Raw genomic sequence first — 24189 nt, 5'->3', positions numbered from 1 at the left:
GGAATACGAAAGCTTTAAGGAAGGGAACAAAATGGCATATGAGATGGATAGGCGTCAGTACGCCGAGCTTTACGGCCCACACACCGGCGACGGTGTCCGCCTCGCGGACACTTCGCTGATCGCACGCGTTGAGAAGAACCTGCTGAAGCCAGGCGAAGAGGTCAACTTCGGTGGTGGCAAGGTTATCCGTGACGGTATGGGACAGAACTCCCGCGTCACCGGCGAGGAACTGATTCCGGACCTCGTTATCACCGGCCCGATCATTATTGACTACACCGGCATCTATGTCGCCGACATCGGCATCAAGGACGGCAAGATCCTCAAGATCGGCCGCGCCGGCAACCCGGATATCCAGGACGACATCGACATCGTCGTTGGCGTTGCAACCGAGGTTATTGCTGGTGAAGGTAAGATCGTCACCGCTGGTGCAGTGGATACCCACATTCACTTCATCTCTCCAGAGCAGGTGTTGGCTGCGCTGGACAACGGCACCACCACCCTTATCGGTGGCGGCGTCGGCCCAACCGACTCCACCAACGCAACGACCGTCTCCGCCGGTGCGACCAACATCAAGCACATGATTGAGGCTTCCGTCGACTTCCCGGTCAACGTCGGCTTCATGGGCAAGGGCCACGCTTCCGCGCTGAACCCGCTGCGTGAGCAGATCAAGGCTGGCGCAATTGGCCTGAAGATCCACGAGGACTGGGGTGCCACCGCAAACTCCATCGACAACGCGCTCAAGGTCGCGGACGAGATGGACGTCCAGATCGCAATCCACACCGATACCCTGAACGAGGGTGGCTTCGTGGACAACACCGTCAAGGCAATCGACGGCCGCGTCATCCACACCTTCCACACCGAGGGTGCTGGTGGTGGCCACGCACCGGACATCATCGAGCTGGCTGGACACGCAAATGTCCTTCCGGCATCGACGAACCCGACGCTGCCGTACACCCACAACACGCTGGAAGAGCACCTTGACATGATCATGGTCTGCCACCACCTGAACCCGGACCTTCCGGAGGACGTGGCGTTCGCAGACTCCCGTATCCGCAAGGAGACCATCGCGGCGGAGGACGTCCTGCACGACATGGGTATTCTCTCCATCACCTCCTCCGACTCCCAGGCAATGGGCCGCGTCGGCGAGGTTGTGCTGCGCACCTGGCAGGTCGCTGACCGCATGAAGCAGCAGCGTGGTCCGCTCGAGGGCGACTCCGAGGGCAATGACAATGAGCGCATCAAGCGCTACGTCTCCAAGTACACCATCAACCCGGCAATCGCTCACGGTATCGCGCACGCAGTCGGTTCCGTTGAAGAGGGCAAGCTCGCTGACCTGGTGGTCTGGGAGCCAGCACACTTCGGTGTCAAGCCACTGCTCGTCCTGAAGTCCGGCTACATCGCACGCGCAGAGATGGGCGACTCCAACGCATCCATCCCGACGCCGCAGCCACGCACCATGCGCTACTCCTACGCAGCGTACGGTGACGCTGTGCGCCGCACCAGCGTTACGTTCCTGCCGACGGCCGCATTCGAGGCCGGCGTGCCGGACCAGCTGAACACGAACCGCCGGTTCGTCGAGGCGAAGGGTATCCGCAATCTCTCCAAGGCAGACATGAAGTACAACTCCGAAACGCCTGATATCAAGGTTGATCCGGAGACCTACGTGCTGACCGTCAACGGTGAGGAAATCCACTCCGAGCCAGCTGAAGAATTGGCTATGGCACAGCGCTACTTCTTGTTCTAAGGTGGACGAGTAGCAGAGGCGAGCGGGGGCAGCACATGCTGCCTCAGCTCGCTTTTTAATTTCTGCGACCAAAAAATTAACGAAAGGTACTTATCGTAAAATGATCGTTACTGAGATTCTCGGCAACGTGAATACCACCGAGGGTATTGATACGTCGAACTGCGATTACGTCGTGTTCGACAACGAATCCCGCGTCAAGCGCATCCAGCGCGTGACCACCGAACAGGGCACCGAACTCGGCATCCGTCTCAACAGTGACTTCCGTGAGTTCGTCGATGGCGACATTCTTGCCCGCGAGGGGGAGACACTCATCGTCGCAAAGATCGAGGCTTCCGACGTCCTGGTGATCGAACCGGCGACTATTCGCGAGGCCCTCGAGGTTGCTCACGCGCTCGGTAACCGTCACCTCCAGGCGCAGTTCTTCGCCGCGGGCGAGAACGCGTTCGATAAGGATGTTATGGTCGTGCGCTATGACCACACCGTCGAGCACCATATCCAGCACACCGGTGTGTCCTACCACCGCGGTGAATACGTGATGCCGAAGGCGTTCCGTCATGCAGAGCACACCCACTAACCGCAGCCAGCTCGTCGTCTGGCACCTTACCGACTCCGCACTGCCGACTGGTGGCTTCGCGCACTCCGCGGGCATGGAAACGTACCTGCAGCGCGATACCATCCACGACGCCGACACGTTCGCGACATGGCTGCGTGGCTACCTATACCAGGCCACATTTAACGACGCCCTCGCGGCTCGCTTCGCGATCGAGCTGCAGCAGTCTGGCCTGTCGGAGGCGGAGCGCGTCGAAAAGCTCGCTGAGCTTGATGCCCTGGTGCACGCGACGCAGACGCCGAAGGAGCTGCGTGCCGCGATGCAGTCGATGGGTCGGCGCATGTCGAAAGTCGCCAAGATTGTCGACGCCAGCGATGCACTCGTCACCGAGTACGACCGTGGGCTTGCTGCCCGTGAGTACAAGGGCAACCCCGGCATCGCGTTCGGGCTGGTGCTCGGCGCAGCTGGTGTGGAGGAGTACACCGCTGTCGAGGCGTACCTCATGCAGCTGGCGACGTCGATGGTGCAGAACGCTATCCGTGCGATTCCGCTCGGCCAGGACGCTGGGCAACGACTTCTCGTCGGAGTGTATGCCTGGGTATCGCGCTACGCCGCGGTGACCATGGATCACACGATCCACGACCTGGGTGTAGCGGCGCCAGATATGGAAATCGCGCAGATGGAGCACGAATTCCTGCATTCGCGAATGTTTATGTCTTAAACCTTGGAAGGAATGTTGAATTATGTCAGTTATTAAGATCGGTGTCGGTGGCCCTGTTGGCTCCGGCAAGACGCAGCTTATTGAGCGTATTACGCGCGCCCTTGAGGGAGAGATCTCCATGGCCGCGATTACCAACGATATTTACACCACCGAGGACGCACGCATCCTCGCTCGCGACGGCGTGCTGCCCGAGGACCGCATCATCGGCGTTGAGACCGGTGGCTGCCCGCACACCGCTATTCGTGAAGACACCTCGATGAACGAGGCCGCCTACGAAGAGCTGCTGAACCGCCACCCGGATCTGGAGCTGGTGTTCATGGAGTCCGGTGGCGACAACCTGTCCGCAACGTTCTCTCCGGAGCTCGTGGATTTCTCGATTTACATTATCGACGTTGCCCAGGGCGAAAAGATCCCGCGTAAGGCAGGCCAGGGCATGATCAAGTCCGACCTGTTCGTGATTAACAAGACGGACCTTGCCCCGTACGTCGGTGCTGACCTCCAGGTCATGGCGGACGATTCCAAGAAGTTCCGTGGCGAGAAGCCGTTCGTGCTGACCAACCTCAAGACCGACGAAGGCCTTGACGAGGTCATCGAGTGGATTCGTCGAGATGTGCTCATGCAAGATCTCGACAACAAGGCGTAGCTTGATGTGGGGCGAGTCAAGCGCGGTCTTCACCCACGAACCGCCGCATGAGGAAACTGGTGTACTGGAGCTCGGTATCGGTATTGGCGGTACCAAGTCCGTAGCGAAGCGGCAGTACCACAAGGGCGCTTTCAAGATCATCCGCCCGCACTACCTGGATGACTCTGGTCAGGTTTACTACACCATCGCCAACCCCGGCGGGGGATACGTTGGTGGCGACGTGTACCGGATGGAAGTCGAAGTGGAGCCGAACTCCTCCGTGCTCCTGACGGACCAGTCCGCGGCGAAGGTCTACCGTACTCCGGACGACTACGTCGTGCAGAACGTGGAGTTCACCCTGCACGGCAACGCAGTGATGGAGTACATCCCGGACCAGCTGATTCTGTACCGGGAGGCGGACTTCCGCCAGCAGATCACCGTCAACATGGACGCGGAATCGCAGCTGTTCATGTCGGACATCGTCACACCGGGTTGGTCCCCAGACGGTGGCCAGTTCCTGTACAAGCAGGCGCATCTGCGTAACGTTGTGCGCGTCGACGGCAAGCTTGCTGTGGTGGACAACGTGCGCATCGAGCCGACGAAGGAACTCTTCAACGAGGTGAAGGAATCCTTCTTGGGCCAGCACACCCACTTTGCAACAGCGATCTGCATCGACCCGAACATGACTCCAGAGCTCCTGGAGAAGGTCAGGGACGCTGTGCGTAACTCCCTGGAAGGCAAGGGCACCGCGAGCGCCTCGGTCACAGAGACCGAAGTGCCAGGCTTCGTGCTTCGCGGTGTTGCTGACTGGACAGAGGACCTGATGCGCATCATCAAGGCGGCAGCGAACGTGGTTCGCATCGAGACGCGCGGCCAGGGGCCGATCGACCTGCGCCAGTATTAGTTACTTGCTACTGGCCGTATCCGGGCCATGCCCATGATCGTGGGCATGGCCCGCACCTATCCAGTGCAAAAGCTCGTGGATGTCATCGTTTGCGATGGCGTAGTAAATGCTGCGGCCGTCGCGCTTCGATGACACCGTGCCATTATTTTCCATCGCGCGCAACGCGGCGGAAGCAGTTGCAATGCGCAGATCTGCGACCTCTGCAAGCTCGGTCACAGTGAGCTTGTGCTGGCCAGCATGGTGGATCGCAGCAAGCAGTGTCAACCGGGTCTGGTCCCCGAGGATCTTGAAAATCCCGGTCCAACGGGGGAAATCTACTGACTGAGCCACTACTGAAACCTTTCTGGAATCGTTTTCACTACACCGGATGGGAAATGTGCAGCACCGGGATGTCCTGGCCATCTCGGTCTAGGTTACCGCTCACACCGAAAACATTCTCGAGGATTGCTGGTGTAAGCACATCGTCTGGCGCGCCGTTGCCCTTGAGCTGCTTGTCGTGCAGCAACAACAGGCGATCGCAATAGCGAGCGGCGAGCGCCAAATCATGAATCGCCAACACGATCACTGTGTTGTGCTCACGAGACAAGTGGCGGAGCATGTTCATCAGCTTGTACTGGTGATGCAGGTCGAGGTGGTTCGTGGGCTCGTCCAACAGCATCACCTTAGAGCGCTGCGCCATCGCGCGAGCCACCATGGCACGTTGGATCTGACCGCCGGAGAGCTCCGACATCTTCTGGTCCACAATGCCTTCGAGGTCCGCGTGCCGCAGGGCGTGGAGGATAATCTCCTCATCCTCTGGCTCGGCCTGTGCAAACGGTCCGCGGCCGGCGCTGCGTCCAAGCTGGATCACCTCACGCACGGTGAGCGGGATCTTGTCGCCGGAGTGTTGCGCCACGTAGGACAGCACGTGCACACGCTCGGCGCGGGGGTAGTCGCGGAGAGGCTTGCCGTCGAAAAGTATGTCACCCGTGAACGGGTGCACTCCGGCAATTGATTTGAGCAGCGTGGACTTGCCGCAGCCATTCGGCCCGACGAGCCCGATGACGGACGGGGCGTCCAGCTCGAACGAGATATCGCTCAAGATGGTCGTGCCAGGGAAGCCCGTTTCGAGGTTCTTGACTTCTAACATCAGTGCTTCCTCCGCAGGATCAAGAAGAACGCAGGGACGCCGATGAGCGCGGTGATCACGCCGACAGGCAGTTCCTGCGGGGCGAACAAGGCGCGGGCGATGGCGTCGGCCACCACAAGCGTGATAGCGCCGACTACCGCGGAAATCGGGATCAGGCTCGCGTGCCGCGGACCAGAAATCATGCGTACCGCGTGCGGAACAATCAGGCCCACAAATCCAATTGCGCCGACGGACGCAACCGTAGCCGCCGTCATCAGCGATACCGCGACCAGTACCGCGTAGCGCAGCGCCACAACCGGGATGCCCATCGTGGACGCCGTCGCATCACCGAGGGAAAGCGCATCCAGGTAGCGCGACATCATCCATAACGCCACTATGCCGATGGTGCCGACGATGAAGACGGCAATCACGGTGTACCAGCGGGCGGCGCTAAGCACGCCGAGCAGCCAGAACATGATGCCACGGGTCGACTCGGCGTTTCCGGACGCGGTGACGATCAGCGAGGTCAGTGACTGGAACAGGAACCCAATCAGCACGCCGGTCAGCACCACACGCGCGGCGTCGGCGGCGCTATTGCGCAGCAGCAGCATCAACATGCCAAAGGACACGAGCGCACCCACCGCAGCACCGGCGATGATGCCGTACTGCCAGGTGGAGAACAGGATCGCTACGACAGCGCCCGTCGAAGCGCCCGAGGAAATACCCAGCAGGTAGGGCTCGGCGAGGTCGTTGTGGGTGATGGCCTGCATCGCCACACCGGACACCGCGAGGATCGCCCCGACCATCGCAGCCATCAGGATGCGAGGGATGCGAAGCTCCGTCAGAATAGACATACGCAGCGGGGAAGGGGCGGGCAACGCAGGATCAAAAATCCCGCGAAGCTCAGCAAAGCTGAGCGAGCTTGATCCAATCGGAATAGAACAAACCATCGCGAGCACCAGCAGTACTAACGCGATGGCTGAAACAGTGACAGTCTTCTTCACAGTTACTTGGTTGCTTCGTCGAAGAGGCCGTCGTCAATCGCCTTCGAGATGTTCTGCACAACCTCGTAGGAACGAGCCGAAGCCGAGGTAGCGACGCCAGGAACCACAATGTACATGTTGTTCTTGACTGCCTTCATCTCCTTGGTGCCCGGGGTGGACTCGAGGTCAGCGACCTTCTCCTCCCACTTATCGCCCGGCTCGCCGCGGCCAGGCAGGTCCGCCAGGATGATCACGTCCGGGTCAGCCTCAGCGACGGCCTCCCACGAGACCTGTGGCCACTCCTCATTCAGGTCGGCGAATACGTTCGTCATACCGGTGCGCTCGCCCATGTTGGTCACGATCGACGGGCCACCAGCGACATATGGGGAGCCGCCAACAGAGGAGTAGAGCAGCATGAACGTGGTGCCCTCAGGCGCCTGCTTCGCGTTCTCAAGCTCGGAGGTCTGCTTCTCGATAAGCTTCTTCGCTTCCTCCTCGCGGCCGAAGAGCTTGCCCAGGTCCTCGAGGTCCTTCGCAATCAGCTGGAAGGAGTCCTTGCCCTTGTTGTCGCCGTAGGACGGGCACTCACTGTTCGGATTGAAGGTGGCGACGCCCACCTTTGCCCACTCCTCACGGGTGCCTGCGGCGTCAGCGCGCCAGTTCAGCTCGAACGGGGAGAAAATGAAGTCCGTGTCAGCGTCACGCAGCTGCTCAGAGTTCGGGACCGACGGGCTGATTTCCTTCAGGCCGTCGAGGGAGAAGCCTGCTGGTGGCAGGTCCTTCTGGTGACCGTAGCCAGCGATCTGGTCCTTAGCGCCAAGCAGAAGCAGGGTGTCCGTTGCGCCCTGCTCGAGCGTGGTCGCACGCTGCACTGGGCCGTCCACAGTGACCTCGGTACCACAGTTGTCGATGGTGATGGCCGAGTCAGACTGTGCTTGCGGAGCCTGCTCATCCGTAGAGCTGCAGCCGGTAAGGGCTAGCCCTGCAACGAGAACAGAGCCAAGAGCCGCGGAAATTGCGCGCATTACGCATCCTTTCAAATAATCAATTATGTGACAGAATGAGACTAGCGCGAAACCTTAGGAAAAGCTAGAAAATATTTATGAACGGCGAAGACGCATCACACGGTGCGGAACGCCAGTGTCAAGGAACTCCTCGCCCTCCGCGACAAGGCCAAACTGCTCGTAGTAGGAGACCAGGCCAGATTGTGCCTCGACGATCAGGTCGCCCGGCCAACGCTCCGTGAGTTGGATACCTGTTTGCGCGATCCGCTGCCCAAGACCCGTGCCGCGGGCGCTCGGGGCAACAACAAACCTGCCGAACCGAGAACCCTCCTCGGTGGGAAAAACGCGAGCGCAGCCCTCCAGATCAGTACCGTTTCACGCGAGCAGGTGCAGCGTGTCCGGGTGCGCGTCACGCTCGTCGAGCTCCCGGTAGGGACAGTGCTGCTCGGCAACGAAGACGTCGACGCGGAGTTTGAACAGCTCAAACGCCTCGAGTGAAGTGAGCTCAGAAAGCGGTGCTACCTGGATTCGGTGCGTGCTCATGAGGGGCAGCCTTTCGGTGTGCGGGGTCTTGGTACGGTTCGATGCGGCCGGTTCGGCCGTACGAGAGGTGGCGATGGAGCGCCTCGAATGGGCCTTGCTTGTCGAAGTGCTCAAGCGTGGCGGCGAGCGCCACAGACAACAGCCACACAGCGGCCCCAAGCAGCATTGGGCGGAATTCGCCGAGGCTAGGCAACCACGCGGAGCTGGCCCACACAGCGGTTGGGAGCAACACGAACGTTTGCAAGAGGTAGCCGGACATGGAGCGCTTTCCCAGCGCGATAATCGGCATGGTCCAGCGGGGTGGCTGCTGGTTCCAGTGCTGCGTCGCCAGCGCAAATGCGGCTAGGATGCCGGGACCGGTGAGGAGCCCGAAACTTTGGTTCAGAATTGACCAAAATGTAGCCGTTGACGCTGGAAGGATGCCCAGCTGTGCAAGACCAAGTGGGATACCAATCGCAACCACAACTGCAACGGTCACCCCGACCCACACCCACAGCGTCCGCGCGTGCTTCTTCACGTCAGTGAGCACACCGTCACGCGCCCACACAAAACCAATCAGGGAAAGAGCGCCCAGCTGGATTACCACGAGGGGCTGCGAGAGCGTCATATAGAACGCGAATTCTTGGTTGTCGGCAAAGTATGCAGCAAAGGAGCTGGTGTCCGGCGCTGGCGCCATGAGATCCAGTGGTGAGCCAAAGAAGAGAATGGCGATCAGCGTGTATATGAGGCACGACAGTCCCAAAATGGTTCCAGAGATGATGTAGAGCGCGCCCGAGCGAACGTTCACAAGCAGCGCCATCAGCACACCGATAAGCCCGTAGGTCAACATGATGTCGCCACTGAACAACAGCCACATGTGCGCCACACCGAAGAGCGCGAGGAACCCGTAGCGTCGCGCGAGTACGCGCCGGGCGGCTGCCTTCGGGTAGCCCTTACGCGCCAAGCTCGCCGTGACCAACCCGAAGCCGAAACCCAAGAGTGTCGAGAACATCGGCAGCCCGCGAACATGCACGAACATCGCCGCGAAAACAGTCGCGGCCTGGTCGGCTACCGTCCCGGGGTGGTTGCCAGTGACTGTTGTACTCAGGGGGACAAGCCAGTAGGAGATCGCGTTGGCGACGGCAATACCAAGCAACGCGAGGCCTCGCGCGATATCCGGGACGACGAGCCGTTGCTGTCGATGATCGTTGCGCATGTAGTCAAAGCGTACGGCAGGGACCGGTACGCATCAAGCGTCGCCCGGAACCCCTGATGGTCAGTCGCAACACCCGAATGTGCACTGCTTTCCGTGCCGATGGGGCAAAACAGTGCGAAAGGTGGCATTGTGTTACACAAGAAACGTCTGTGGTTGGAGTGGAAGGGTGCCTATGTTGCTGCGCCGAGTCTGTGCGCTCGTTGCTGGGGTTGGAATCGCGGTCGCTGGGTTGGCAGCGGCGTTGCCCGCGAATGCGCAAGTGCGCTCGGTGTATGAGGGTAACGTCGACCCAAACTACGTCTGGCGTAGCGACGCCGCTTCGAAGCTCCTCGCCGGAAAACCTTGGACTGACTATGTGCTGCACCGCGTACCCGGCTCCTTCCACGATGCACCAAGGATCCCGGAAGCATCGAACCAGGCACTCACGCGCGGAAATTCCCTCTACGGGCCGAGCACCCCGATTTACGTCAAGCGCACGGACGGCACTGAATCAATGTGTACCGTCGCCGTGGCTGGCTACGACGATAAAGGGCACAAGTACGCCCTGACCGCGGGGCACTGCGGCGAAGTTGGCGACGCCGTCACCTCCGCCGACTCCTGGCAGGTCGGGCCCTCCGGCACCATCGTGGACGTCAACCGTGACCTCGACTACGCGCTGATCGAGCTGGGGTCGAACGCGGAGGTCACGCGCTCCTACAACGGTGTTCGCATCAACCACCTCGGCAGCAAGCCAGTAAAGCCCGGCAATATCGTGTGCAAGCAAGGCGTAGCCTCCGGCTGGACGTGCGGTGCGACACTGCACGACTGGGAATCCATGAACATCTCCCACACCTGCGCCATGCAGGGCGACTCGGGCGCACCCGTGGTGGTGGGCGACCGCCTGGTCGGCATCCTGAACGGTGGGGTGCTCCCATCACCGTTTGATGTCTCGTGCCACAGCCCGCTGCAGGGTGTGATTCACGCGCCGACGGGCGCCGTCCGGCTCGACGCGGTGCTATCCACCCTGAACAACGGCTTCCGGCTGCCTTAGACGCCGATCACCTTCCGCGCTGCGTCGTGCAGCAGCCCGTTCGTGGCGATCGCGTCGCCGCCGTGCGGCCCAGGCTCACCGGCGAGTGAGCTGAACGTGCCGCCCGCCTCGGTGACCAGGACTGACAGGGCAGCGAGGTCCCAGACGGACACCTCCGGCTCCGCAGCAATATCGACGGCGCCCTCCGCCACCAGGCAGTAACCGAAGAAATCCCCGTAGCCACGCAGGCGCCAGGTGCGCTCGCTGAGCGCAATGAAGTTCTCCTGCAGGCCGCGGGCCTTCCACCCCTCAAGCGAAGACATCGCCAGGGACGCGTCCGCAAGTTCACCGACGTGAGAAACCTCGAGGCGCTTCAGGCTGCCCTTGTTGAACGTCCGCCACGCACCGGAGCCCTGGGCCGCGTACCAGCGGCGCACGAGCGCCGGGGCGGAAACGACTCCTAAGACTGGTTGGCCGTCGACAAGCAGTGAAATCAACGTTGCCCATACGGGGACACCGCGGACGAAGTTCTTCGTGCCGTCGATCGGGTCGATGACCCACTGGCGGCCCTCGAAGATCGTCTCACCGCCGAACTCCTCGCCGACGATCGAGTCGCCCGGGCGTGCCTCGGCGAGGCGCTCACGCAGCACCTCCTCGACAGCAACATCGGCGTCGGAGACCGGGGTCATATCCGGCTTCGACTTCACCTTCAGGTCGGAGGCCTCGAAGCGGTCGAGCGTGATCGCGTCGGCAGCATCCGCAAGTTCGAGGGCAAGGGCAAGGTCATCGTCATAAAGATTCGTCATGCTCAGTAAGCCTAGCTTCAATGTCCGACACAATTTGCGAGTTTCCGGCAATGCACCAGGTCACCCCGCCTGCGGGCACCTTCTTTGCCACGCCACCGACAGCCTCGATGAGCGCCTTGCCCGGCAACCAGTCCCAATCAGCAACCGAATGCTGCAGCCAGCCCCCCAGCTGGCCGCTGGCGATATTGGACAAATCCACGGAGCCCGCGCCCCACATGCGGATCGTTGCCGCGTCACGCACCGCGCGCAACCAGGCGTTACGGATGGCGTCATCCCGCATGAACGTCGGGTGCAGGTAGGTCACCAGTCCCTGCGAAGGCAGCGACGCCGACTCGAGATTCGGCAGGCGCTTGCCGTTGCGCGTCGCAATGCCGTCGTGGGCAAGCCACGTCGTCTTCATTGCCGGGCGATGCACCGCGCCAATTAAGACCCGTGCCGGGTCTGAGGGGGCACCCTCCACCAGCGCCAGCGCCGAGCAGAAGTAGTCAGAGCCCTGCGTGAAGTTGAACGTGCCATCGACGGGGTCAATCACCCACGTCCGCGAAGAGGCGCCCTGCTTGGAAGCACCTTCCTCGCCGAGGACACCGTCGTCCGGGCGCAGCGCCGCGAGCGTCTCCGCGACAAAGCGTTCGGCGGCACGGTCGGCTTCCGTCACTACGTCAGAAATGGAGGTTTTGTAATCCGTCGCAAGGCCTTCCTCCCGCATCCGCAGCGCAAGCGCGCCCGCATGCTCCACCAATGCGGCGGCCAGCGTTGCGTCATCAGAGTGTTGATGTTGCTCAATGAAAGAAGTCATGTACCCATTATGGGGCTGTGCGCGCAATTTTTGGGGCGTCGTCTAGACTTCGACGGTATGCAACCGGAGACGCTCGCTCGAATGAAACGTATTGACGCCACGTTGACCACCATCGAAAAGGTCATGGACCTCGACGAAATGGCCCTGCGCATCAAAGAACTCGAGCAGCAGGCCGGTGACCCGAGCCTCTGGGACGACCCCGCCCACGCGCAGCAGGTCACCTCGGAGCTCTCCAGCGTCCAGGCTCGTCTGAAGAAGGTCACGAGCCTGCGCTCGCGTATCGACGACCTCCCCGTCATGTACGAACTCGCCGAAGAGGAAGGCGATCCTTCGCTCGCAGACGACGAACTCGATTCGCTCGAAGCGGACGTCGACTCCTTGGAAGTGCAGACGATGCTGTCGGGTGAGTACGACGAGCGCGAAGCCGTCGTCAATATCCGTTCCGGTGCCGGCGGCGTCGATGCTGCTGACTGGGCGGAGATGCTCATGCGCATGTACATCCGCTGGGCGGAAAAGCACGGCCACAAGGTAGACGTGTACGACATTTCCTACGCCGAGGAAGCCGGGATCAAGTCGGCGACCTTCGTGGTGCACGGTGAATATATGTACGGCCAGCTTTCCGTCGAGCAGGGCGCGCACCGGCTGGTGCGCATCTCGCCGTTCGACAACCAGGCGCGACGCCAGACCTCGTTTGCTGAGGTGGAGGTGCTGCCAGTCGTCGAGCACACCGACTCGATTGAGATCCCCGACAGCGAGATTCGCGTGGACGTCTACCGCTCCTCGGGTCCCGGCGGGCAGTCGGTGAACACCACGGACTCGGCGGTACGCATCACGCACATCCCGACCGGCATCGTGGTGACCTGCCAGAACGAGAAATCGCAGATCCAGAACAAGGCGTCCGCGCTCAACGTGCTGCAGTCCAAGCTCCTGGAGAAGAAGCGCATGGAGGAAAAGGCCGAGATGGACGCTCTTGGCGCGGGCGGCAACGCCAGCTGGGGCAACCAGATGCGCTCCTACGTGCTGCACCCGTACCAGATGGTGAAAGACCTGCGCACGAATTACGAGGTAGGCGACCCGCAGAAGGTACTCGACGGCGATATCGATGGCTTCCTGGAGTCCGGCATCCGCTGGCGGATGGAGCAACTTCAGCCACAGGAGTAACAGAAGAAGTAGTAGTGTGTAGCGGGTGATCACTTTTTCCAACGTGACGAAGGTCTACCCGACGTCCACACGACCAGCACTCGACGATGTCTCATTCGAAATTGCCGACGGCGACTTCGTCTTTCTCATCGGCCCGTCCGGTTCCGGAAAGTCGACGCTGCTGCAGCTGATGATCCGTGAGGAAAACCTGACCTCGGGGGACATCCACTTCGACGACTTCCACGTCAACGCCCTCAAGGGCAGCAAGGTGAACCTGCTGCGCCAGTCCATCGGCTATGTTTTTCAAGACTTCCGACTGCTTCCCAAGCTGAACGTCTACGACAACGTGGCGTTCGCGCTCGAGGTGATCGGGAAGAAGAAGCAGCGCATAGCAAAGCTGGTGCCGGAGGCCCTCGAGTTGGTCGGACTGGATGCGAAAGCGAACCGTATGCCACACGAACTGTCAGGTGGCGAGCAGCAACGCGTCGCAATCGCGCGAGCGTTCGTCGATAAGCCCCCACTCGTCCTCGCCGACGAGCCCACCGGCAACCTCGACCCCGCTACCGCCGACGAAATCATGGCGTTGCTCGCGCGCATCAACCGCCTGGGTACCACCGTCGTGATGTCCACCCATAACGCGCGCGCCGTCAACGAGATGCGCCAGCGCGTCATGGAACTGCACCTGGGCAAACTTGTTCGCGACGACGCCAACGGCGTCTACGGAACCGTGAGGGGATAAGCATGAACTGGAACTTCATTTTCCGCGAAGGCCTCCGCGGCCTCGGGCGCAACTTCACGATGACCATCGCGCTCATCATCACCACCGCGCTCTCACTCGTGCTCGTCGGCGCCGGCATCCTGATTTCGCAGGCAACGACCGCAACAAAGGACCTCTACCTCGACCGCGTCGAAGTCATGGTGGAACTCGATGAAACCATCTCCGCCGAGGATAACGACTGCTCCTCGGAAGCCTGCCGCGAGGTCCGCGACACCCTGCAAGCCGACGACCGCGTCGAACAGGTGACCTTCCGTTCCCGCGAGCAGTCCTACGAACGCTTCGTGGAGCTCTTCCAGGACTCCGAGCCGGACCTCGTGCGCGAAACCTCCCCGGACGCGCTGCCCGCCGCACTGCACGTGCGACTCAAGGACCCGTCCGACATCACACCTATCGACGCCATCCGCGACATGCCGCAAGTCGCCATGATCAGCGACCAAGCCGACACCGTCCGCGAAGCCGCCGGCACCATGGACACCTTCCGCAACGTGACCTTCGTCGTCGCGGCCGCGCAGGCGCTGGCCGCGCTGTTCCTGATTGTGAACATGGTCCAGCTCGCCGCGTACAACCGCCGCGAGCAGATCGCGATTATGCGCATGGTTGGCGCATCCCGCTGGTTCACCCAGGCCCCGTTCGTGCTGGAAGCCGTGCTCTCCGTGCTGATCGGCGCGGTGCTTGCCACCGTGCTGGCGTGGGTGGGGAAGCGCTCGCTGGTGGACCCGATGCTCGGCGACCTCTACGCCTCCCAACTCGTTGCCCGCGTCCCCGACTCCGCCGTCATGACAGTGATGCCGCTCGTCGGCCTCGGAGCCGTCGTCATCGGTGCACTCGCAGCTCAGGTGGCACTGCGCAGCTACGTGCGGAAGTAGTAGGGTGGAACGCCTATGGGCAAGAAGAAGAAACAGAAGCTGAGCAACACCGGGGTCCTCGCGACGAACCGGAAAGCGCGGCACGATTACAACATCCTGGACACCTGGGAGGCCGGCATCGTGCTTGTCGGCACCGAGATTAAGTCGCTGCGCGAAGGCAGGGTGTCGCTGGTCGAGGCGTTCGCCACCATCGATAACGGCGAGGTCTGGCTGCGCAACATGCACATCCCGGAGTACTCAAAAGGGCACTGGACGAACCACCCCCCACGCCGGACCCGTAAGCTGCTCATGCACCGCCGCGAAATCGACTCCCTGCAGGGCAAACTTCACGACGGCAACCGCACCCTCATCCCGCTCTCGCTCTACCTCAAAGACGGTCGCGCGAAAGTCGAGCTTGGCCTGGGGCAAGGTAAGCAGGACTACGACAAGCGACAAGCCATCAAACGTCGCACCGAGGACCGTGAAATCGCCCGCGACCTCGGCCGGAAGTTCAAGGGCATCAAAGCCTAAGGAGGAACCGTCATGAAGCAAGCACTGGTCACAGGTGCCTCCCGCGGTATCGGTCGCGCGATCGCAGAGGAACTCGGCCGCGACCACCACGTCTACGTCGGCGCCTCCCGCGACGCCTCCGAGGTCGTCAGCGCACTGCCCAGCGCGGAGCCCTTCGAGGTCGACCTGACGGACAGCGCCGCACTGGTGGAGGCTGCGTCGAACATTCAAGAGCTCGACGTGCTCGTGCTCGCCGCAGGCGTCATGACGCCCGCCCGCCTCACCGACCTTTCCGAAGCCGACCTGCGTCGCACGATGGAAGTCAACGTGATCGCGCCGATGCTGCTGACGAAGGCGCTCTTGCCCGCGCTGCGTCGCCGCAACGGCCTCATCCTGACCATCAACTCCGGTGCCGGTTTCTTTGGTATCGACGGCAACTCCGCCTACTGCGCCTCCAAATTCGGCCTGCGCGGCTTCACCGATTCCCTTCGCCTGGAGGAAGCCGGTTCCGTGCGCGTGACCTCCCTGCACCCAGGACGCACTGACACCGACATGCTCCACGGCGACACGAACGGCCCAAAGATGCCGCCACAGTTCGTGGCGAAGGCCGCACGCCTCGCCGTCGACGCCGGCCCCGATGCCGTGGTCGAATTCCTGCGCATCACCCCAAGCGCGTAGGTCGGGGCCCTTGCGCGGGAGCGCGATTGTCGGCTACAGTGGTGCTTCTACGGTTCCCGTAGTACGAGGGGTCGATTCTGGTTTCGACTTCATCGACTAAGCCAGGGGAAGCGTGCCGGTGCAGGCTAGAGACCACCGTAAGCGTCGTAGCAACCAATAAACGCAGAGAAGAACTCTCAGCGTGACTACGCCCTCGCTGCCTAATTAGAAAGGTTCAGCGACCTGCGTGTCCGTCAGGCCGGGGATGCCCCCGACCCGGTACCTGGCGTCGACTTAGGGGGGCTTGCCTTCCGGCCCTGTCAGTGGGGCCTCGGAAGGGACATTTTTCACTGACTGGGCCCGTCATCCGGACATGTTTGCCTGATCCGGAGGGCCGAGCAGAGGCAGTGCGCGAACTGCGCACGGAGAAGCCCTGGCGCGGTGGTGAAGGACCCGGGTTCAATTCCCGGCGGCTCCACTGAACACAAACCCCCAGACCCTCACGGGCCTGGGGGTTTGTTCTTATTTGTGGCCAGAATGGGGGCGGCTTGACGGCTTGACCGAGAAATCGGTGTCGCGGTTGTCGACATGTCAAAGGCGGATAACTGGTCAGTCTCTTGCATGAAATTTTTGGCTGCCTTTCGCAAGCAAGCTATTGCGTTCTTCGTTTAGCAGCGCGTTTTCCTGGTAAAGCTGGCGCATTTTTCTGCATTGGGCAGTGAGTTGCATGGGGCACGCCCAGCATGTGCAAACGTTGGAATTTTGGTTTTTGCGCCAGTGCAGTACCCGTCGGCACACGTGTGAAGTGTGGTGCGGTTGATGTCTCAGGTCTCGACTGCGACTTTGAGTGAAACGCGTGGATCGTTGTTGTACATCGCGTTCTCGTCGCGCTTGAACTGATCTGAACAGATCTTGCTGGATATAAAAGTGGATCATTTTCCCGACCGAACACGGCCGGGATCAGAGGTGTCTGCCAGCTAGGGCGTCAGAGCCCAACGCCATCAGACGCTTTCTGTTACACAGCTCGTAACTGTGGCGCATAACGTAGAAAAGACAACCGGTACAGTCGTCTTCTCGATTGAGTGAATCCTTTCTTTCATCTATGCTGTTTTGAACAGTACGAAAGGGCTTTAAGCGCTTTTCCATAACAAAAACTAACGGTCCCAGCAAAGGCGCCTGCAGCTCCAATTATACAAGGAGGCACACCTGCACCTGCTGTAGGAGGTGCAAGAAGCCCACATGCGATTGAGATGGCAGTAACAACAGCCATAGGGACACCGGCATTATTTAGACAGCTGTCAAACGCATTCCAAGCATCGCGTACACCACGTGTTTGGTAGTTAGCCTCCGATTCTCGGATCACATTGTCATACTCTGATTTTCCGTTCACCCAAACTTGTAGGCGTGCATCGTTTGGGCTGAGTTGCTCAATGTGAACTTCAGCTCCTCGCTTGATGGTGTTGTTTAAAGTGTGGACCAGGATGTAATCAGTATTGGCGTATTCTCCAGAGAGTGGAACCCTATAGACGGTTTCGTTATTTTTTCCTACCGTTAACGTCTTGTTAACGTTAACCTTGCCTAAGTCGGCAATGTGTGGGATAGTTCCATCTAGCAGACCTTTTTTGATTATTTCCTTTTCGCCTGCTGTAGCTTTACGCCCGGAGTCTTCTGGATAATTCTCCGCTGTTGAATGAGAGGCGCACTTGTCACTTTCTTGCGATGGAAGATTCTCTTAAGCATTGGCCATTGGATGGCTAAATGATATAACGCAAGCAATGGTCAAGAGGGACGACGATAGCCGTTTCATTTTGGGATCAGTCCTTTCCTTTTTCTTGATATTTTTTGATGAAATAGAGAGTTGGTAACCAGAAAATCGTTGAGATAATGAAGGTGCCAAGGATTGCCAACACCGTTACGCTAGTTGGATTGGGTCCCTGGAAAAACCCAGATAGGAAGAGTCCTAGAAAGCTTAGTGATACTATGGCAAAAAAAGATCCCCAGAACTCTTTCCCGCTCATGAGTGCTCCTCTCCTTGATTTTGGTTTCCAGTTAGAACATACGGTTTTAAATTGTTCATTGTGTAAGGTTCGCGAAAATTATACTAAGGGTTAATCATTTGGCTATCCCCTTGCGTCTTGAGGTTACCCTCGATTAATGGACATAGTCGCGCAGGCGCGGCTTGTTCATGCCCCGGACGTGCTTATGGTCGGCCGGTTCGTTGTCGTCATGGACTTTCTTGGCGTTTGCCCCTGGGTATTGAGGTTTTGTGATCGGTGTCCTTTCTTGGGGAGTTGCGAAAATTCGACTCTTTGACGCCCGCCCGAGCGGTGTGCGTCGAGAGCCTGCACCTGTAGTGAGGGCAGTCAATGGATTGGAGGCGTCGATTGAACGGACACCGCAAGTCGATGAGCCGTTGGAAGCCATGTGTAAGGGGTGATAACGGAAGCTTGTTGGCGGCGCTATTGGAGAAGAGCTCGACCTGAGTGTGGATAAGCTTGGCGAAGGCAGGAATTTACAGCGGGGGGGGGGTATTTGCCTACGTATACGTACGGGTAGGACGAGTTCGTCTATATTGAACTGCGACTTACACTACCGAAATGAACCAAGGGCGTGAACTTGGGCTGGGACGAGTAGGTAGGGAAGAACACAAGGCCGTCCGACTATCCCGATGAGGAAGAATTCCTGGCCGGGAGACAGGCTCGGTATGGAGGTAACAAAGTAGGTGTTCAGGATGCGCTAAGGACTATTGAAGTGTAGGTGCTTGGTCAGGATGTCTAGCAATGATGGTGAAGGTCGTTACCGGTACATGGGGCTCGGAGATGATTTGACGCCATGTTACGAAGCGAAAACCGATGAGCCTTGCCCAGGGACGGGGTGGATGTGGCGGGTTGAAAAGAGTGTTAAAGCACTGAAGTCCAACAACGACAAAGTGCTTACCTGCACTGAATCTGGGTTTGAAGACTACGTGGACTGGGACCGAGGACATGAATTACAATCTGTCATTTTACGTTCTGCCGCCGACGGGTTGGGCATTCCCGAAGCCCTCGAGCGCGTCCGCAAGGTATTCGGTCCCCACCGTCGTTGTTGCGTTGAAAGAGATCAACGAGTCTGCTGACGAGCTTGGCCCAACTGCACAAGAGCTCATGAATTTGCGCTGACATTGCGACGTTGCCACCGACTGAGGGGTCTGAGCGTGATTCACATCTCGGCCAGCCGTCGGCGAAAGCCGATGACGCGTACAGTGGCGCCCATGACTGAAACGACGACTGCACCTAAGAAAGTTCTGTACATCGGTGGACACGGCAAGGTGGGGTTGTTGGCGGCGCCAAAACTCGTTGCCGCTGGCCACACTATTCATTCCCTCATCCGCGACCCCGACCAGGCGGCCGATATTGAAGCGCTCGGAGCGACCCCTGCCCTGCGAGATCTGACCGAGATCTCCGTTGATGCCTGGGCCGAGCTCCTTGCTCAGTACGACGTCGCGGTGTGGGGAGCCGGCAACGGTGGACGCGCTGGCGCCGAAGTGACGTGGGAGGTCGACCGTGACGCTGCCCTGGCTTCCATTGCTGGACTGGAAAAGCTAGCTGCGGAAGGCAAACAGGCACCGGCTTACGTGATGATTTCGTACGTCGGCGCTACTGAGAACACGACTGATCCTTCGGATGAGTCGTGGTATGCGTATGTCGAGTCGAAGAAGGCCGTCGACAATAAACTGAATTCGACGGACCTCAACTACCTCATCCTTGGCCCAGCGACGCTCACCGAAGAGCCTGCCCGAGGCATTACCGTGCTGGACGACGATACTGAGCGCACCAGCAGCATGAGGACTTCCCGGGAGCTAGTCGCGGATGTGGTTACCGAGGTGGTCGGTCGCGAGAACCTCCCGGCGTCGCCGCTGGAGTTCATCGACGGCGAGGGGAGCGTCAAAGACATCTAGGGGTCGGCGCATGCCTACCCTTGTGATCGATCTAACGAGCCTGTCATCATACCGGGTAGGCGCATTCTGGCCAGGGGTGATACAAGACACGGGGGTAGGGGGAGGGGGGACGTCGATAATTACTTTCTTCTCTAAGCCTTGCCTAACTCTCATGGATGATTTAGGGTGAGTGAGGTAACCCTACCCTTGGATATAAGTAGCAAGGATACTTTTCAACATGATTCGTTTTTCACGTAAGACCATCGTGGCTGTTGCAGCCGCCGCAGCGATGACGCTGACCGCCTGCTCTGAAGCAGAGTCGAACAACGCGTCCACTTCGGAGACCCAGGCTAGCGCCTCCGCCACGACGGCTGCCGCGGAAAACGGCACCGTGACCGTGACCGACAACTATGGCGAAAAGACTGTGCCGACTCCGCCGAAGCGCGTTGTCGCGCTCGACAACCGTACCTTCGAGCTTCTGGACTCCTGGGGTGTAAAGCCAGTTGCGGCGCCAAAGAAGTTGGTTTCGAAGGATGTTCCGGGCCTGCGAGACAATGACGATATTGCGGACATCGGCAATCACAAGGAACCGAACCTGGAGATCATCGTCGCGTCTGATCCGGACGTCATCATCTCGGGCCAGCGCTTTGAAAAGTACGACGACGAGATCCAGAAGCTTGTTCCGAACGCAGTGCTCGTTGACTTTGAGCCACGCGACGACGAGCCGTTCGACCGTGAGCTAATCCGCCAGACCCTCGAGCTCGGCGAAATCTTCGGTAAGCAGGCCGAAGCGGAGAAAACCGTCGAAGACTTCACCAAGGCAGTACAGCGTGTTCGCGACGCATACGACCCAGCGCAGACCGTGATGGCTGTCAACGTCTCTGGCGGTGAAATCGGATATGTTGCCCCGGGCATCGGCCGCACCTTTGGCCCCCTCTTTGACCTCGTCGGCTTCACTCCGGCGTTGAAGGTGGAAAACGCGTCGAGCGACCACAAGGGTGACGACATTTCCGTGGAGGCGATCGCGGATTCCAACCCAGACTGGATCTTCGCCCTCGACCGCGACGCGGCGATCAAGAAGGAAGGGGAGTCTCCGGCTGCGCTGAGCGTGCTGAGCGACTCCGCCGCACTGCAGAATGTCACCGCGATCAAGGAGAATCACGTCTATGTGGCTCCGCAGGACACCTACATCAACGAGTCAATCTTGACCTACACCGAAATCCTGAACGAGATCGCTGACAAGCTGGAGGCCGCCAAGTAATGGCGCACCCGGGTACGCGCACCCACCCCAAACTTCTCAACTGGAAGTTAGGGGTGGGTCTCGTCATTATTGTCGTACTGCTAGTCCTGTCCCTATTAGTGGGCCAGTACGATGTTTTCCGCTCAAACGACGGCTGGGACATGTTCAAAACCACCCGCGTTCCGCGCACTATCGCGTTGGTGCTTGCTGGCGCCGCGATGGCGATGAGCGGTCTGATCATGCAGATGCTCACACAGAACCGTTTCGTTGAACCCACCACGACGGGCACCACCGAGTGGGCTGGCCTGGGCTTGCTGGCGTCGTACGTGTACTTACCCGACGGCACGATCCTGCAACGCATGATCATTTCCGTCACGTTCGCTTTTATCGGGACGATGGTCTTCTTTGCATTTCTCCGTAGGGTGACGCTGCGTTCGAGCCTGATCGTCCCGATCGTCGGCATCATGCTGGGGGCAGTTGTCAGCGCATTCTCCACATTTTGGGCGCTTCAAACTGACTTGCTTCAGTCGTTGGGGATCTGGTTCGCTGGCTCATTTACCTCGGTGATTTCCGGGCAGTACGAGGTGTTGTGGATCGTCGTCGCCGTGGTGGTCGCCGTGTTCTTCTACGCCGACCGCCTCACGGCCGCGGGCCTCGGAGAGGACGTCGCAACGAACATTGGTCTCAACTACGGGCGCATCATCTTGGTCGGCACGAGCCTCGTTGCGGTCGCAGCGGGCGTCGTGACGGTGGTCGTCGGCAATCTTCCTTTCCTTGGGCTGATTGTCCCCAACATTGTTTCCATGATGCGTGGCGACGACCTGCGCTCCAACCTTCCGTGGGTCTGCCTCCTCGGCATCGGCATCGTCACGGTGTGTGACTTGCTAGCCCGCACGATCATCGCCCCGTTCGAGATCCCGGTGTCCGTCATCTTGGGCATCATCGGTGCGGTGGTCTTCGTCTTTTTGATCGTGAGGCAAAGTCGCCGTGCCTAAACCACTTATCGACGCCCGCTTCGTCGGAGCCTTCCAATCCAGCAAGAGCAAAACCCGCTACTGGGTCATTCTTGCGTGCCTTATCGTGGCCGCTGTCTGCTTTACCGCCGGTTTGCTGGCCTACGGCAACCCCATGGACTTCGGCACACCTGGCTACTGGCTGATTGCGAGGCGCCGTTTGAACTCAGTCATTGCGATGGCGATCGTGGCGCTGTGCCAGGCGGTTGCGACCGTGTCGTTCCAAACGGTGACGAACAACCGCATCATCACACCGTCCATCATGGGTTTTGAAGCCCTCTACGTGTCGATCCATACCTCCACCGTGTTCTTCCTTGGTGCAGCAGGTTTGAACAATGCCCACACGCTGCAAATGTTTGTGCTGCAATTGGTGCTGATGGTTGGCCTGAGCCTTGTGCTCTACGCCTGGCTTTTGTCCGGGAAGCACGCAAATATGCACGCGATGCTGCTGGTTGGCATCGTGATCGGCGGCGGGCTGGGCAGCGTGTCAACATTCATGCAGCGCCTCTTGACGCCGAGCGAGTTCGACGTCCTGACGGCGCGACTGTTCGGCTCTGTCAACAACGCCGATCCTGACTACTATCCGGTCGCTATCCCACTCGCGCTCGGCGCCACCGCGCTGTTGGTCCTCAATTCACGCCGCCTCAACGTCCTCGCACTCGGCAGGGACGTGACCGTGAACCTCGGCGTGAGCCACCGATTCCACTCGATCTTCACATTGGTGCTGGTCTCAATCCTGATGGCAGTCTCGACCGCACTCGTCGGGCCGATGACGTTCCTGGGGTTCCTCGTAGCGACGCTCGCATACCAATTCTGCGATACCTACGACCACCGCTACATCTTCCCGATGGCTGTGCTGTTGGGATTCTGTGTGCTCAGTGGCGCGTACTTCATCATGAACCACGTGTTTTACGCGCAAGGTGTGGTGTCGATCATCATTGAGCTTGTCGGTGGCATCACCTTTTTGGCAGTCATCTTGAAGAAGGGACGCTTATGATCACGCTGAAAGAAGTTCGTAAAGAGTACGGCGACGACGTCAAAATCGGACCCGTCAACATCGAGATTCCCGCAGGCGGCATCACCGCGCTCGTTGGGCCGAACGGCGCAGGGAAGTCGACGCTCCTCACGATGATTGGGCGTCTCCTAGCTATCGACTCCGGCACCGTCGAAATCGGCCGCATGGACGTCACCAGCGCCAAATCAAAAGACCTCGCAAAGATCATCTCGATCTTGCGCCAGGAGAACCACTTTGTGACGCGCCTGACGGTCCGCCAACTCGTCGGCTTCGGGCGCTTCCCGTACAGCCATGGACGTCTCACTCCCGAGGACGAGCAGATCATCTCGAAGTACATCGACTTCCTTGGTCTCCACGAACTCGAGAATCGTTACCTGGACCAACTCTCAGGAGGGCAGCGCCAACGCGCTTATGTTGCGATGGTGCTCTGCCAGGAAACTGACTATGTTCTTCTCGACGAACCACTAAACAATCTTGACATTGCACACTCGGTGGAAATGATGAAGCACTTGTACTCCGCCGCGAGGGACTTCGGGCGGACCATTATCATCGTGCTGCACGACATCAACTTCGCAGCGAAGTACGCCGACTACATCTGCGCTACCAAGGATGGTCAGATCGCCGCGTTTGGGACTCCGCGCGAGATCATGAACGACGAACTACTGACGCAAATCTTCAACACGCCGGTGCACGTGATTGAAGGGCCGGATGGGCCACTAGCTACATATCACTAAAACGCGTGTTACGCAGGCGATTTGTGTTGTTTGTTTGTTCGTGGTTAAGTTATCCCTCGTTGCCGACGAGCGGTTGAGTCGCTTGGAGGGAATGATCAAAGTGAATAAAGTTGCTGCTTGTGGGCGGTTTCGAGTCTGGCTGGTTTGGTTGGATTTGACTTTGTGTTCATGGGTGTGTAACTTTGTTTCAGCTGCTTGACGCTGGCTCTTGTTTGTGGGGTTGGTTGTTGGGTGTGCGGTTGTTGTTTGAGAACTCGATAGTGTGCCAATGTACTTTTTATTTTTTTGATTGCATTGACGTTGGTTGCGTGCTGTGTGCCACGATAGTGGTGTGTGCCGGTGGTGATGCTTGAACC

27 protein-coding genes and 1 other RNA gene are annotated in these 24189 nt (G+C 59.5%); 18 read left to right on the top strand and 10 right to left on the bottom strand.

The annotated features are described in order from the left end of the window. The first annotated feature begins 31 nt into the window (after positions 1 to 31). From ureC to BJP07_RS00230, 5 genes are all read left to right on the top strand, one after another. Positions 32 to 1744 carry an urease subunit alpha gene (gene ureC / locus BJP07_RS00250; protein ID WP_071565517.1) on the top strand — a complete coding sequence of 571 codons (1713 nt, stop codon included), beginning with the start codon at positions 32 to 34 and terminating at the stop codon, positions 1742 to 1744. Between the two features lie 100 nt (positions 1745 to 1844). After that, positions 1845 to 2318, top strand: a complete 474-nt coding sequence (locus tag BJP07_RS00245; protein WP_071565516.1) for an urease accessory protein UreE — start codon at positions 1845 to 1847, stop codon at positions 2316 to 2318. Next, a complete protein-coding gene (locus tag BJP07_RS00240; protein ID WP_071565515.1) occupies positions 2299 to 3015 on the top strand; it encodes an urease accessory protein UreF in 717 nt (238 codons plus the stop codon). Before BJP07_RS00245 ends, BJP07_RS00240 begins: the two co-directional genes overlap by 20 nt. Positions 3016 to 3037: 22 nt before the next feature. Beyond that, positions 3038 to 3658 carry an urease accessory protein UreG gene (gene ureG, locus BJP07_RS00235; protein ID WP_071565514.1) on the top strand — a complete coding sequence of 207 codons (621 nt, stop codon included), beginning with the start codon at positions 3038 to 3040 and terminating at the stop codon, positions 3656 to 3658. A 4-nt stretch (positions 3659 to 3662) separates the two neighbouring features. Further along, complete coding sequence (locus BJP07_RS00230) at positions 3663 to 4541, top strand: urease accessory protein UreD (RefSeq protein ID WP_071565513.1); 879 nt, start codon at positions 3663 to 3665, stop codon at positions 4539 to 4541. Here BJP07_RS00230 and BJP07_RS00225 read toward each other — a convergent pair whose 3' ends face one another. From BJP07_RS00225 to BJP07_RS00200, 6 genes are all read right to left on the bottom strand, one after another. Continuing rightward, complete coding sequence (locus BJP07_RS00225) at positions 4542 to 4871, bottom strand: helix-turn-helix transcriptional regulator (RefSeq protein ID WP_071565512.1); 330 nt, start codon at positions 4869 to 4871, stop codon at positions 4542 to 4544. 28 nt (positions 4872 to 4899) lie between these two features. After that, entirely contained in the window at positions 4900 to 5670 is a 771-nt protein-coding gene (locus tag BJP07_RS00220; RefSeq protein ID WP_071565511.1) for an ABC transporter ATP-binding protein, read from the bottom strand. Next, positions 5670 to 6653 carry an iron ABC transporter permease gene (locus BJP07_RS00215; RefSeq protein WP_071565510.1) on the bottom strand — a complete coding sequence of 328 codons (984 nt, stop codon included), beginning with the start codon at positions 6651 to 6653 and terminating at the stop codon, positions 5670 to 5672. The genes BJP07_RS00220 and BJP07_RS00215 overlap by 1 nt, the downstream gene beginning before the upstream one ends. Before the next feature lie 2 nt (positions 6654 to 6655). Beyond that, positions 6656 to 7657, bottom strand: a complete 1002-nt coding sequence (locus BJP07_RS00210) for an ABC transporter substrate-binding protein (protein WP_071565509.1) — start codon at positions 7655 to 7657, stop codon at positions 6656 to 6658. A 75-nt stretch (positions 7658 to 7732) separates the two neighbouring features. Next, on the bottom strand, positions 7733 to 7999 hold the full coding sequence (locus tag BJP07_RS11340) for a GNAT family N-acetyltransferase (RefSeq protein ID WP_255365866.1): 267 nt from the start codon (positions 7997 to 7999) through the stop codon (positions 7733 to 7735). Between the two features lie 142 nt (positions 8000 to 8141). After that, entirely contained in the window at positions 8142 to 9374 is a 1233-nt protein-coding gene (locus tag BJP07_RS00200; RefSeq protein WP_071565508.1) for a DUF418 domain-containing protein, read from the bottom strand. Positions 9375 to 9546: 172 nt separating this feature from the next. On the opposite strand from BJP07_RS00200, the gene BJP07_RS00195 reads away from it, so the two are divergent. After that, a complete protein-coding gene (locus BJP07_RS00195; protein WP_255365864.1) occupies positions 9547 to 10404 on the top strand; it encodes a S1 family peptidase in 858 nt (285 codons plus the stop codon). On the opposite strand, the gene hisN is transcribed toward BJP07_RS00195, so the two are convergent. Both hisN and BJP07_RS00185 read right to left on the bottom strand, forming a co-directional pair. Next, positions 10401 to 11189: a histidinol-phosphatase gene (gene hisN / locus BJP07_RS00190; RefSeq protein ID WP_071565507.1), complete on the bottom strand. Its 789-nt coding sequence runs from the start codon at positions 11187 to 11189 to the stop codon at positions 10401 to 10403. The genes BJP07_RS00195 and hisN overlap by 4 nt on opposite strands. Next, entirely contained in the window at positions 11173 to 11985 is an 813-nt protein-coding gene (locus tag BJP07_RS00185; protein WP_071565506.1) for an inositol monophosphatase family protein, read from the bottom strand. The genes hisN and BJP07_RS00185 overlap by 17 nt, the downstream gene beginning before the upstream one ends. Before the next feature lie 57 nt (positions 11986 to 12042). Between BJP07_RS00185 and prfB the strand changes: the two genes are divergently transcribed. The 6 genes from prfB (at position 12043) to ssrA (ending at position 16396) form a co-directional block, all read left to right on the top strand. Further along, the gene (prfB, locus tag BJP07_RS00180; RefSeq protein ID WP_071565541.1) at positions 12043 to 13146 is read left to right on the top strand and encodes a peptide chain release factor 2; all 1104 of its coding nucleotides are present in this window, start codon (positions 12043 to 12045) and stop codon (positions 13144 to 13146) included. A gap of 25 nt (positions 13147 to 13171) precedes the next feature. Continuing rightward, on the top strand, positions 13172 to 13864 hold the full coding sequence (gene ftsE / locus BJP07_RS00175; protein ID WP_071565505.1) for a cell division ATP-binding protein FtsE: 693 nt from the start codon (positions 13172 to 13174) through the stop codon (positions 13862 to 13864). Between the two features lie 2 nt (positions 13865 to 13866). Next, complete coding sequence (gene ftsX, locus BJP07_RS00170; protein WP_071565504.1) at positions 13867 to 14769, top strand: permease-like cell division protein FtsX; 903 nt, start codon at positions 13867 to 13869, stop codon at positions 14767 to 14769. Between the two features lie 15 nt (positions 14770 to 14784). Then, positions 14785 to 15279 carry an SsrA-binding protein SmpB gene (smpB, locus tag BJP07_RS00165; protein ID WP_071565503.1) on the top strand — a complete coding sequence of 165 codons (495 nt, stop codon included), beginning with the start codon at positions 14785 to 14787 and terminating at the stop codon, positions 15277 to 15279. 12 nt (positions 15280 to 15291) lie between these two features. Then, entirely contained in the window at positions 15292 to 15936 is a 645-nt protein-coding gene (locus BJP07_RS00160) for an SDR family oxidoreductase (protein WP_071565502.1), read from the top strand. Between the two features lie 67 nt (positions 15937 to 16003). Continuing rightward, positions 16004 to 16396, top strand: a transfer-messenger RNA (tmRNA) gene (gene ssrA / locus BJP07_RS00155). A 1333-nt stretch (positions 16397 to 17729) separates the two neighbouring features. Here the strand turns inward: ssrA and BJP07_RS10900 are convergent. Further along, positions 17730 to 17933: a hypothetical protein gene (locus BJP07_RS10900; protein ID WP_143109608.1), complete on the bottom strand. Its 204-nt coding sequence runs from the start codon at positions 17931 to 17933 to the stop codon at positions 17730 to 17732. 966 nt (positions 17934 to 18899) lie between these two features. Here BJP07_RS10900 and BJP07_RS11110 point away from each other — a divergent pair. The 6 genes from BJP07_RS11110 (at position 18900) to BJP07_RS00130 (ending at position 23833) form a co-directional block, all read left to right on the top strand. Beyond that, the gene (locus tag BJP07_RS11110) at positions 18900 to 19073 is read left to right on the top strand and encodes a hypothetical protein (RefSeq protein ID WP_177222480.1); all 174 of its coding nucleotides are present in this window, start codon (positions 18900 to 18902) and stop codon (positions 19071 to 19073) included. A 92-nt stretch (positions 19074 to 19165) separates the two neighbouring features. Beyond that, on the top strand, positions 19166 to 19852 hold the full coding sequence (locus BJP07_RS00150) for an NAD(P)H-binding protein (protein ID WP_071565501.1): 687 nt from the start codon (positions 19166 to 19168) through the stop codon (positions 19850 to 19852). 217 nt (positions 19853 to 20069) lie between these two features. Beyond that, positions 20070 to 21092: a siderophore ABC transporter substrate-binding protein gene (locus BJP07_RS00145; RefSeq protein WP_071565500.1), complete on the top strand. Its 1023-nt coding sequence runs from the start codon at positions 20070 to 20072 to the stop codon at positions 21090 to 21092. After that, positions 21092 to 22066, top strand: a complete 975-nt coding sequence (locus BJP07_RS00140) for an ABC transporter permease (protein ID WP_071565499.1) — start codon at positions 21092 to 21094, stop codon at positions 22064 to 22066. The genes BJP07_RS00145 and BJP07_RS00140 overlap by 1 nt, the downstream gene beginning before the upstream one ends. Next, positions 22059 to 23081: an iron chelate uptake ABC transporter family permease subunit gene (locus BJP07_RS00135; RefSeq protein WP_071565498.1), complete on the top strand. Its 1023-nt coding sequence runs from the start codon at positions 22059 to 22061 to the stop codon at positions 23079 to 23081. The genes BJP07_RS00140 and BJP07_RS00135 overlap by 8 nt, the downstream gene beginning before the upstream one ends. Then, positions 23078 to 23833 (top strand): ABC transporter ATP-binding protein, encoded by a 756-nt coding sequence (locus BJP07_RS00130; RefSeq protein ID WP_071565497.1) that lies wholly within the window; start codon positions 23078 to 23080, stop codon positions 23831 to 23833. Before BJP07_RS00135 ends, BJP07_RS00130 begins: the two co-directional genes overlap by 4 nt. A gap of 95 nt (positions 23834 to 23928) precedes the next feature. Here BJP07_RS00130 and BJP07_RS11270 read toward each other — a convergent pair. Next, positions 23929 to 24189 (bottom strand): hypothetical protein (locus BJP07_RS11270; RefSeq protein ID WP_218160236.1); only part of this gene is annotated, 261 nt, incomplete at its 5' end.

Source organism: Corynebacterium sp. NML130628, from assembly GCF_001875665.1.
Taxonomy (GTDB): domain Bacteria; phylum Actinomycetota; class Actinomycetes; order Mycobacteriales; family Mycobacteriaceae; genus Corynebacterium.
The sequence above is the reverse complement of the archived record's forward strand: the minus strand, read 5'-3'. Positions and strand labels throughout refer to the sequence as shown.

What these genes read in the sequence shown, in the direction of transcription:
- ftsX (WP_071565504.1), top strand. Translation starts at nt 13,867, where the DNA reads ATGAACTGGAACTTCATTTTCCGCGAAGGCCTCCGCGGCCTCGGGCGC.
- BJP07_RS00195 (WP_255365864.1), top strand. Translation starts at nt 9,547, where the DNA reads ATGTTGCTGCGCCGAGTCTGTGCGCTCGTTGCTGGGGTTGGAATCGCG.
- BJP07_RS00245 (WP_071565516.1), top strand. Translation starts at nt 1,845, where the DNA reads ATGATCGTTACTGAGATTCTCGGCAACGTGAATACCACCGAGGGTATT.
- hisN (WP_071565507.1), bottom strand. Translation starts at nt 11,189, where the DNA reads ATGACGAATCTTTATGACGATGACCTTGCCCTTGCCCTCGAACTTGCG.
- BJP07_RS00130 (WP_071565497.1), top strand. Translation starts at nt 23,078, where the DNA reads ATGATCACGCTGAAAGAAGTTCGTAAAGAGTACGGCGACGACGTCAAA.
- BJP07_RS00230 (WP_071565513.1), top strand. Translation starts at nt 3,663, where the DNA reads ATGTGGGGCGAGTCAAGCGCGGTCTTCACCCACGAACCGCCGCATGAG.
- smpB (WP_071565503.1), top strand. Translation starts at nt 14,785, where the DNA reads ATGGGCAAGAAGAAGAAACAGAAGCTGAGCAACACCGGGGTCCTCGCG.
- BJP07_RS00220 (WP_071565511.1), bottom strand. Translation starts at nt 5,670, where the DNA reads ATGTTAGAAGTCAAGAACCTCGAAACGGGCTTCCCTGGCACGACCATC.
- BJP07_RS00185 (WP_071565506.1), bottom strand. Translation starts at nt 11,985, where the DNA reads ATGACTTCTTTCATTGAGCAACATCAACACTCTGATGACGCAACGCTG.
- BJP07_RS10900 (WP_143109608.1), bottom strand. Translation starts at nt 17,933, where the DNA reads ATGAGCGGGAAAGAGTTCTGGGGATCTTTTTTTGCCATAGTATCACTA.
- ureG (WP_071565514.1), top strand. Translation starts at nt 3,038, where the DNA reads ATGTCAGTTATTAAGATCGGTGTCGGTGGCCCTGTTGGCTCCGGCAAG.
- BJP07_RS00200 (WP_071565508.1), bottom strand. Translation starts at nt 9,374, where the DNA reads ATGCGCAACGATCATCGACAGCAACGGCTCGTCGTCCCGGATATCGCG.
- BJP07_RS00140 (WP_071565499.1), top strand. Translation starts at nt 21,092, where the DNA reads ATGGCGCACCCGGGTACGCGCACCCACCCCAAACTTCTCAACTGGAAG.
- BJP07_RS00160 (WP_071565502.1), top strand. Translation starts at nt 15,292, where the DNA reads ATGAAGCAAGCACTGGTCACAGGTGCCTCCCGCGGTATCGGTCGCGCG.
- prfB (WP_071565541.1), top strand. Translation starts at nt 12,043, where the DNA reads ATGCAACCGGAGACGCTCGCTCGAATGAAACGTATTGACGCCACGTTG.
- BJP07_RS00145 (WP_071565500.1), top strand. Translation starts at nt 20,070, where the DNA reads ATGATTCGTTTTTCACGTAAGACCATCGTGGCTGTTGCAGCCGCCGCA.
- BJP07_RS11110 (WP_177222480.1), top strand. Translation starts at nt 18,900, where the DNA reads ATGAATTACAATCTGTCATTTTACGTTCTGCCGCCGACGGGTTGGGCA.
- BJP07_RS00150 (WP_071565501.1), top strand. Translation starts at nt 19,166, where the DNA reads ATGACTGAAACGACGACTGCACCTAAGAAAGTTCTGTACATCGGTGGA.
- BJP07_RS00210 (WP_071565509.1), bottom strand. Translation starts at nt 7,657, where the DNA reads ATGCGCGCAATTTCCGCGGCTCTTGGCTCTGTTCTCGTTGCAGGGCTA.
- BJP07_RS00240 (WP_071565515.1), top strand. Translation starts at nt 2,299, where the DNA reads ATGCAGAGCACACCCACTAACCGCAGCCAGCTCGTCGTCTGGCACCTT.
- ureC (WP_071565517.1), top strand. Translation starts at nt 32, where the DNA reads ATGGCATATGAGATGGATAGGCGTCAGTACGCCGAGCTTTACGGCCCA.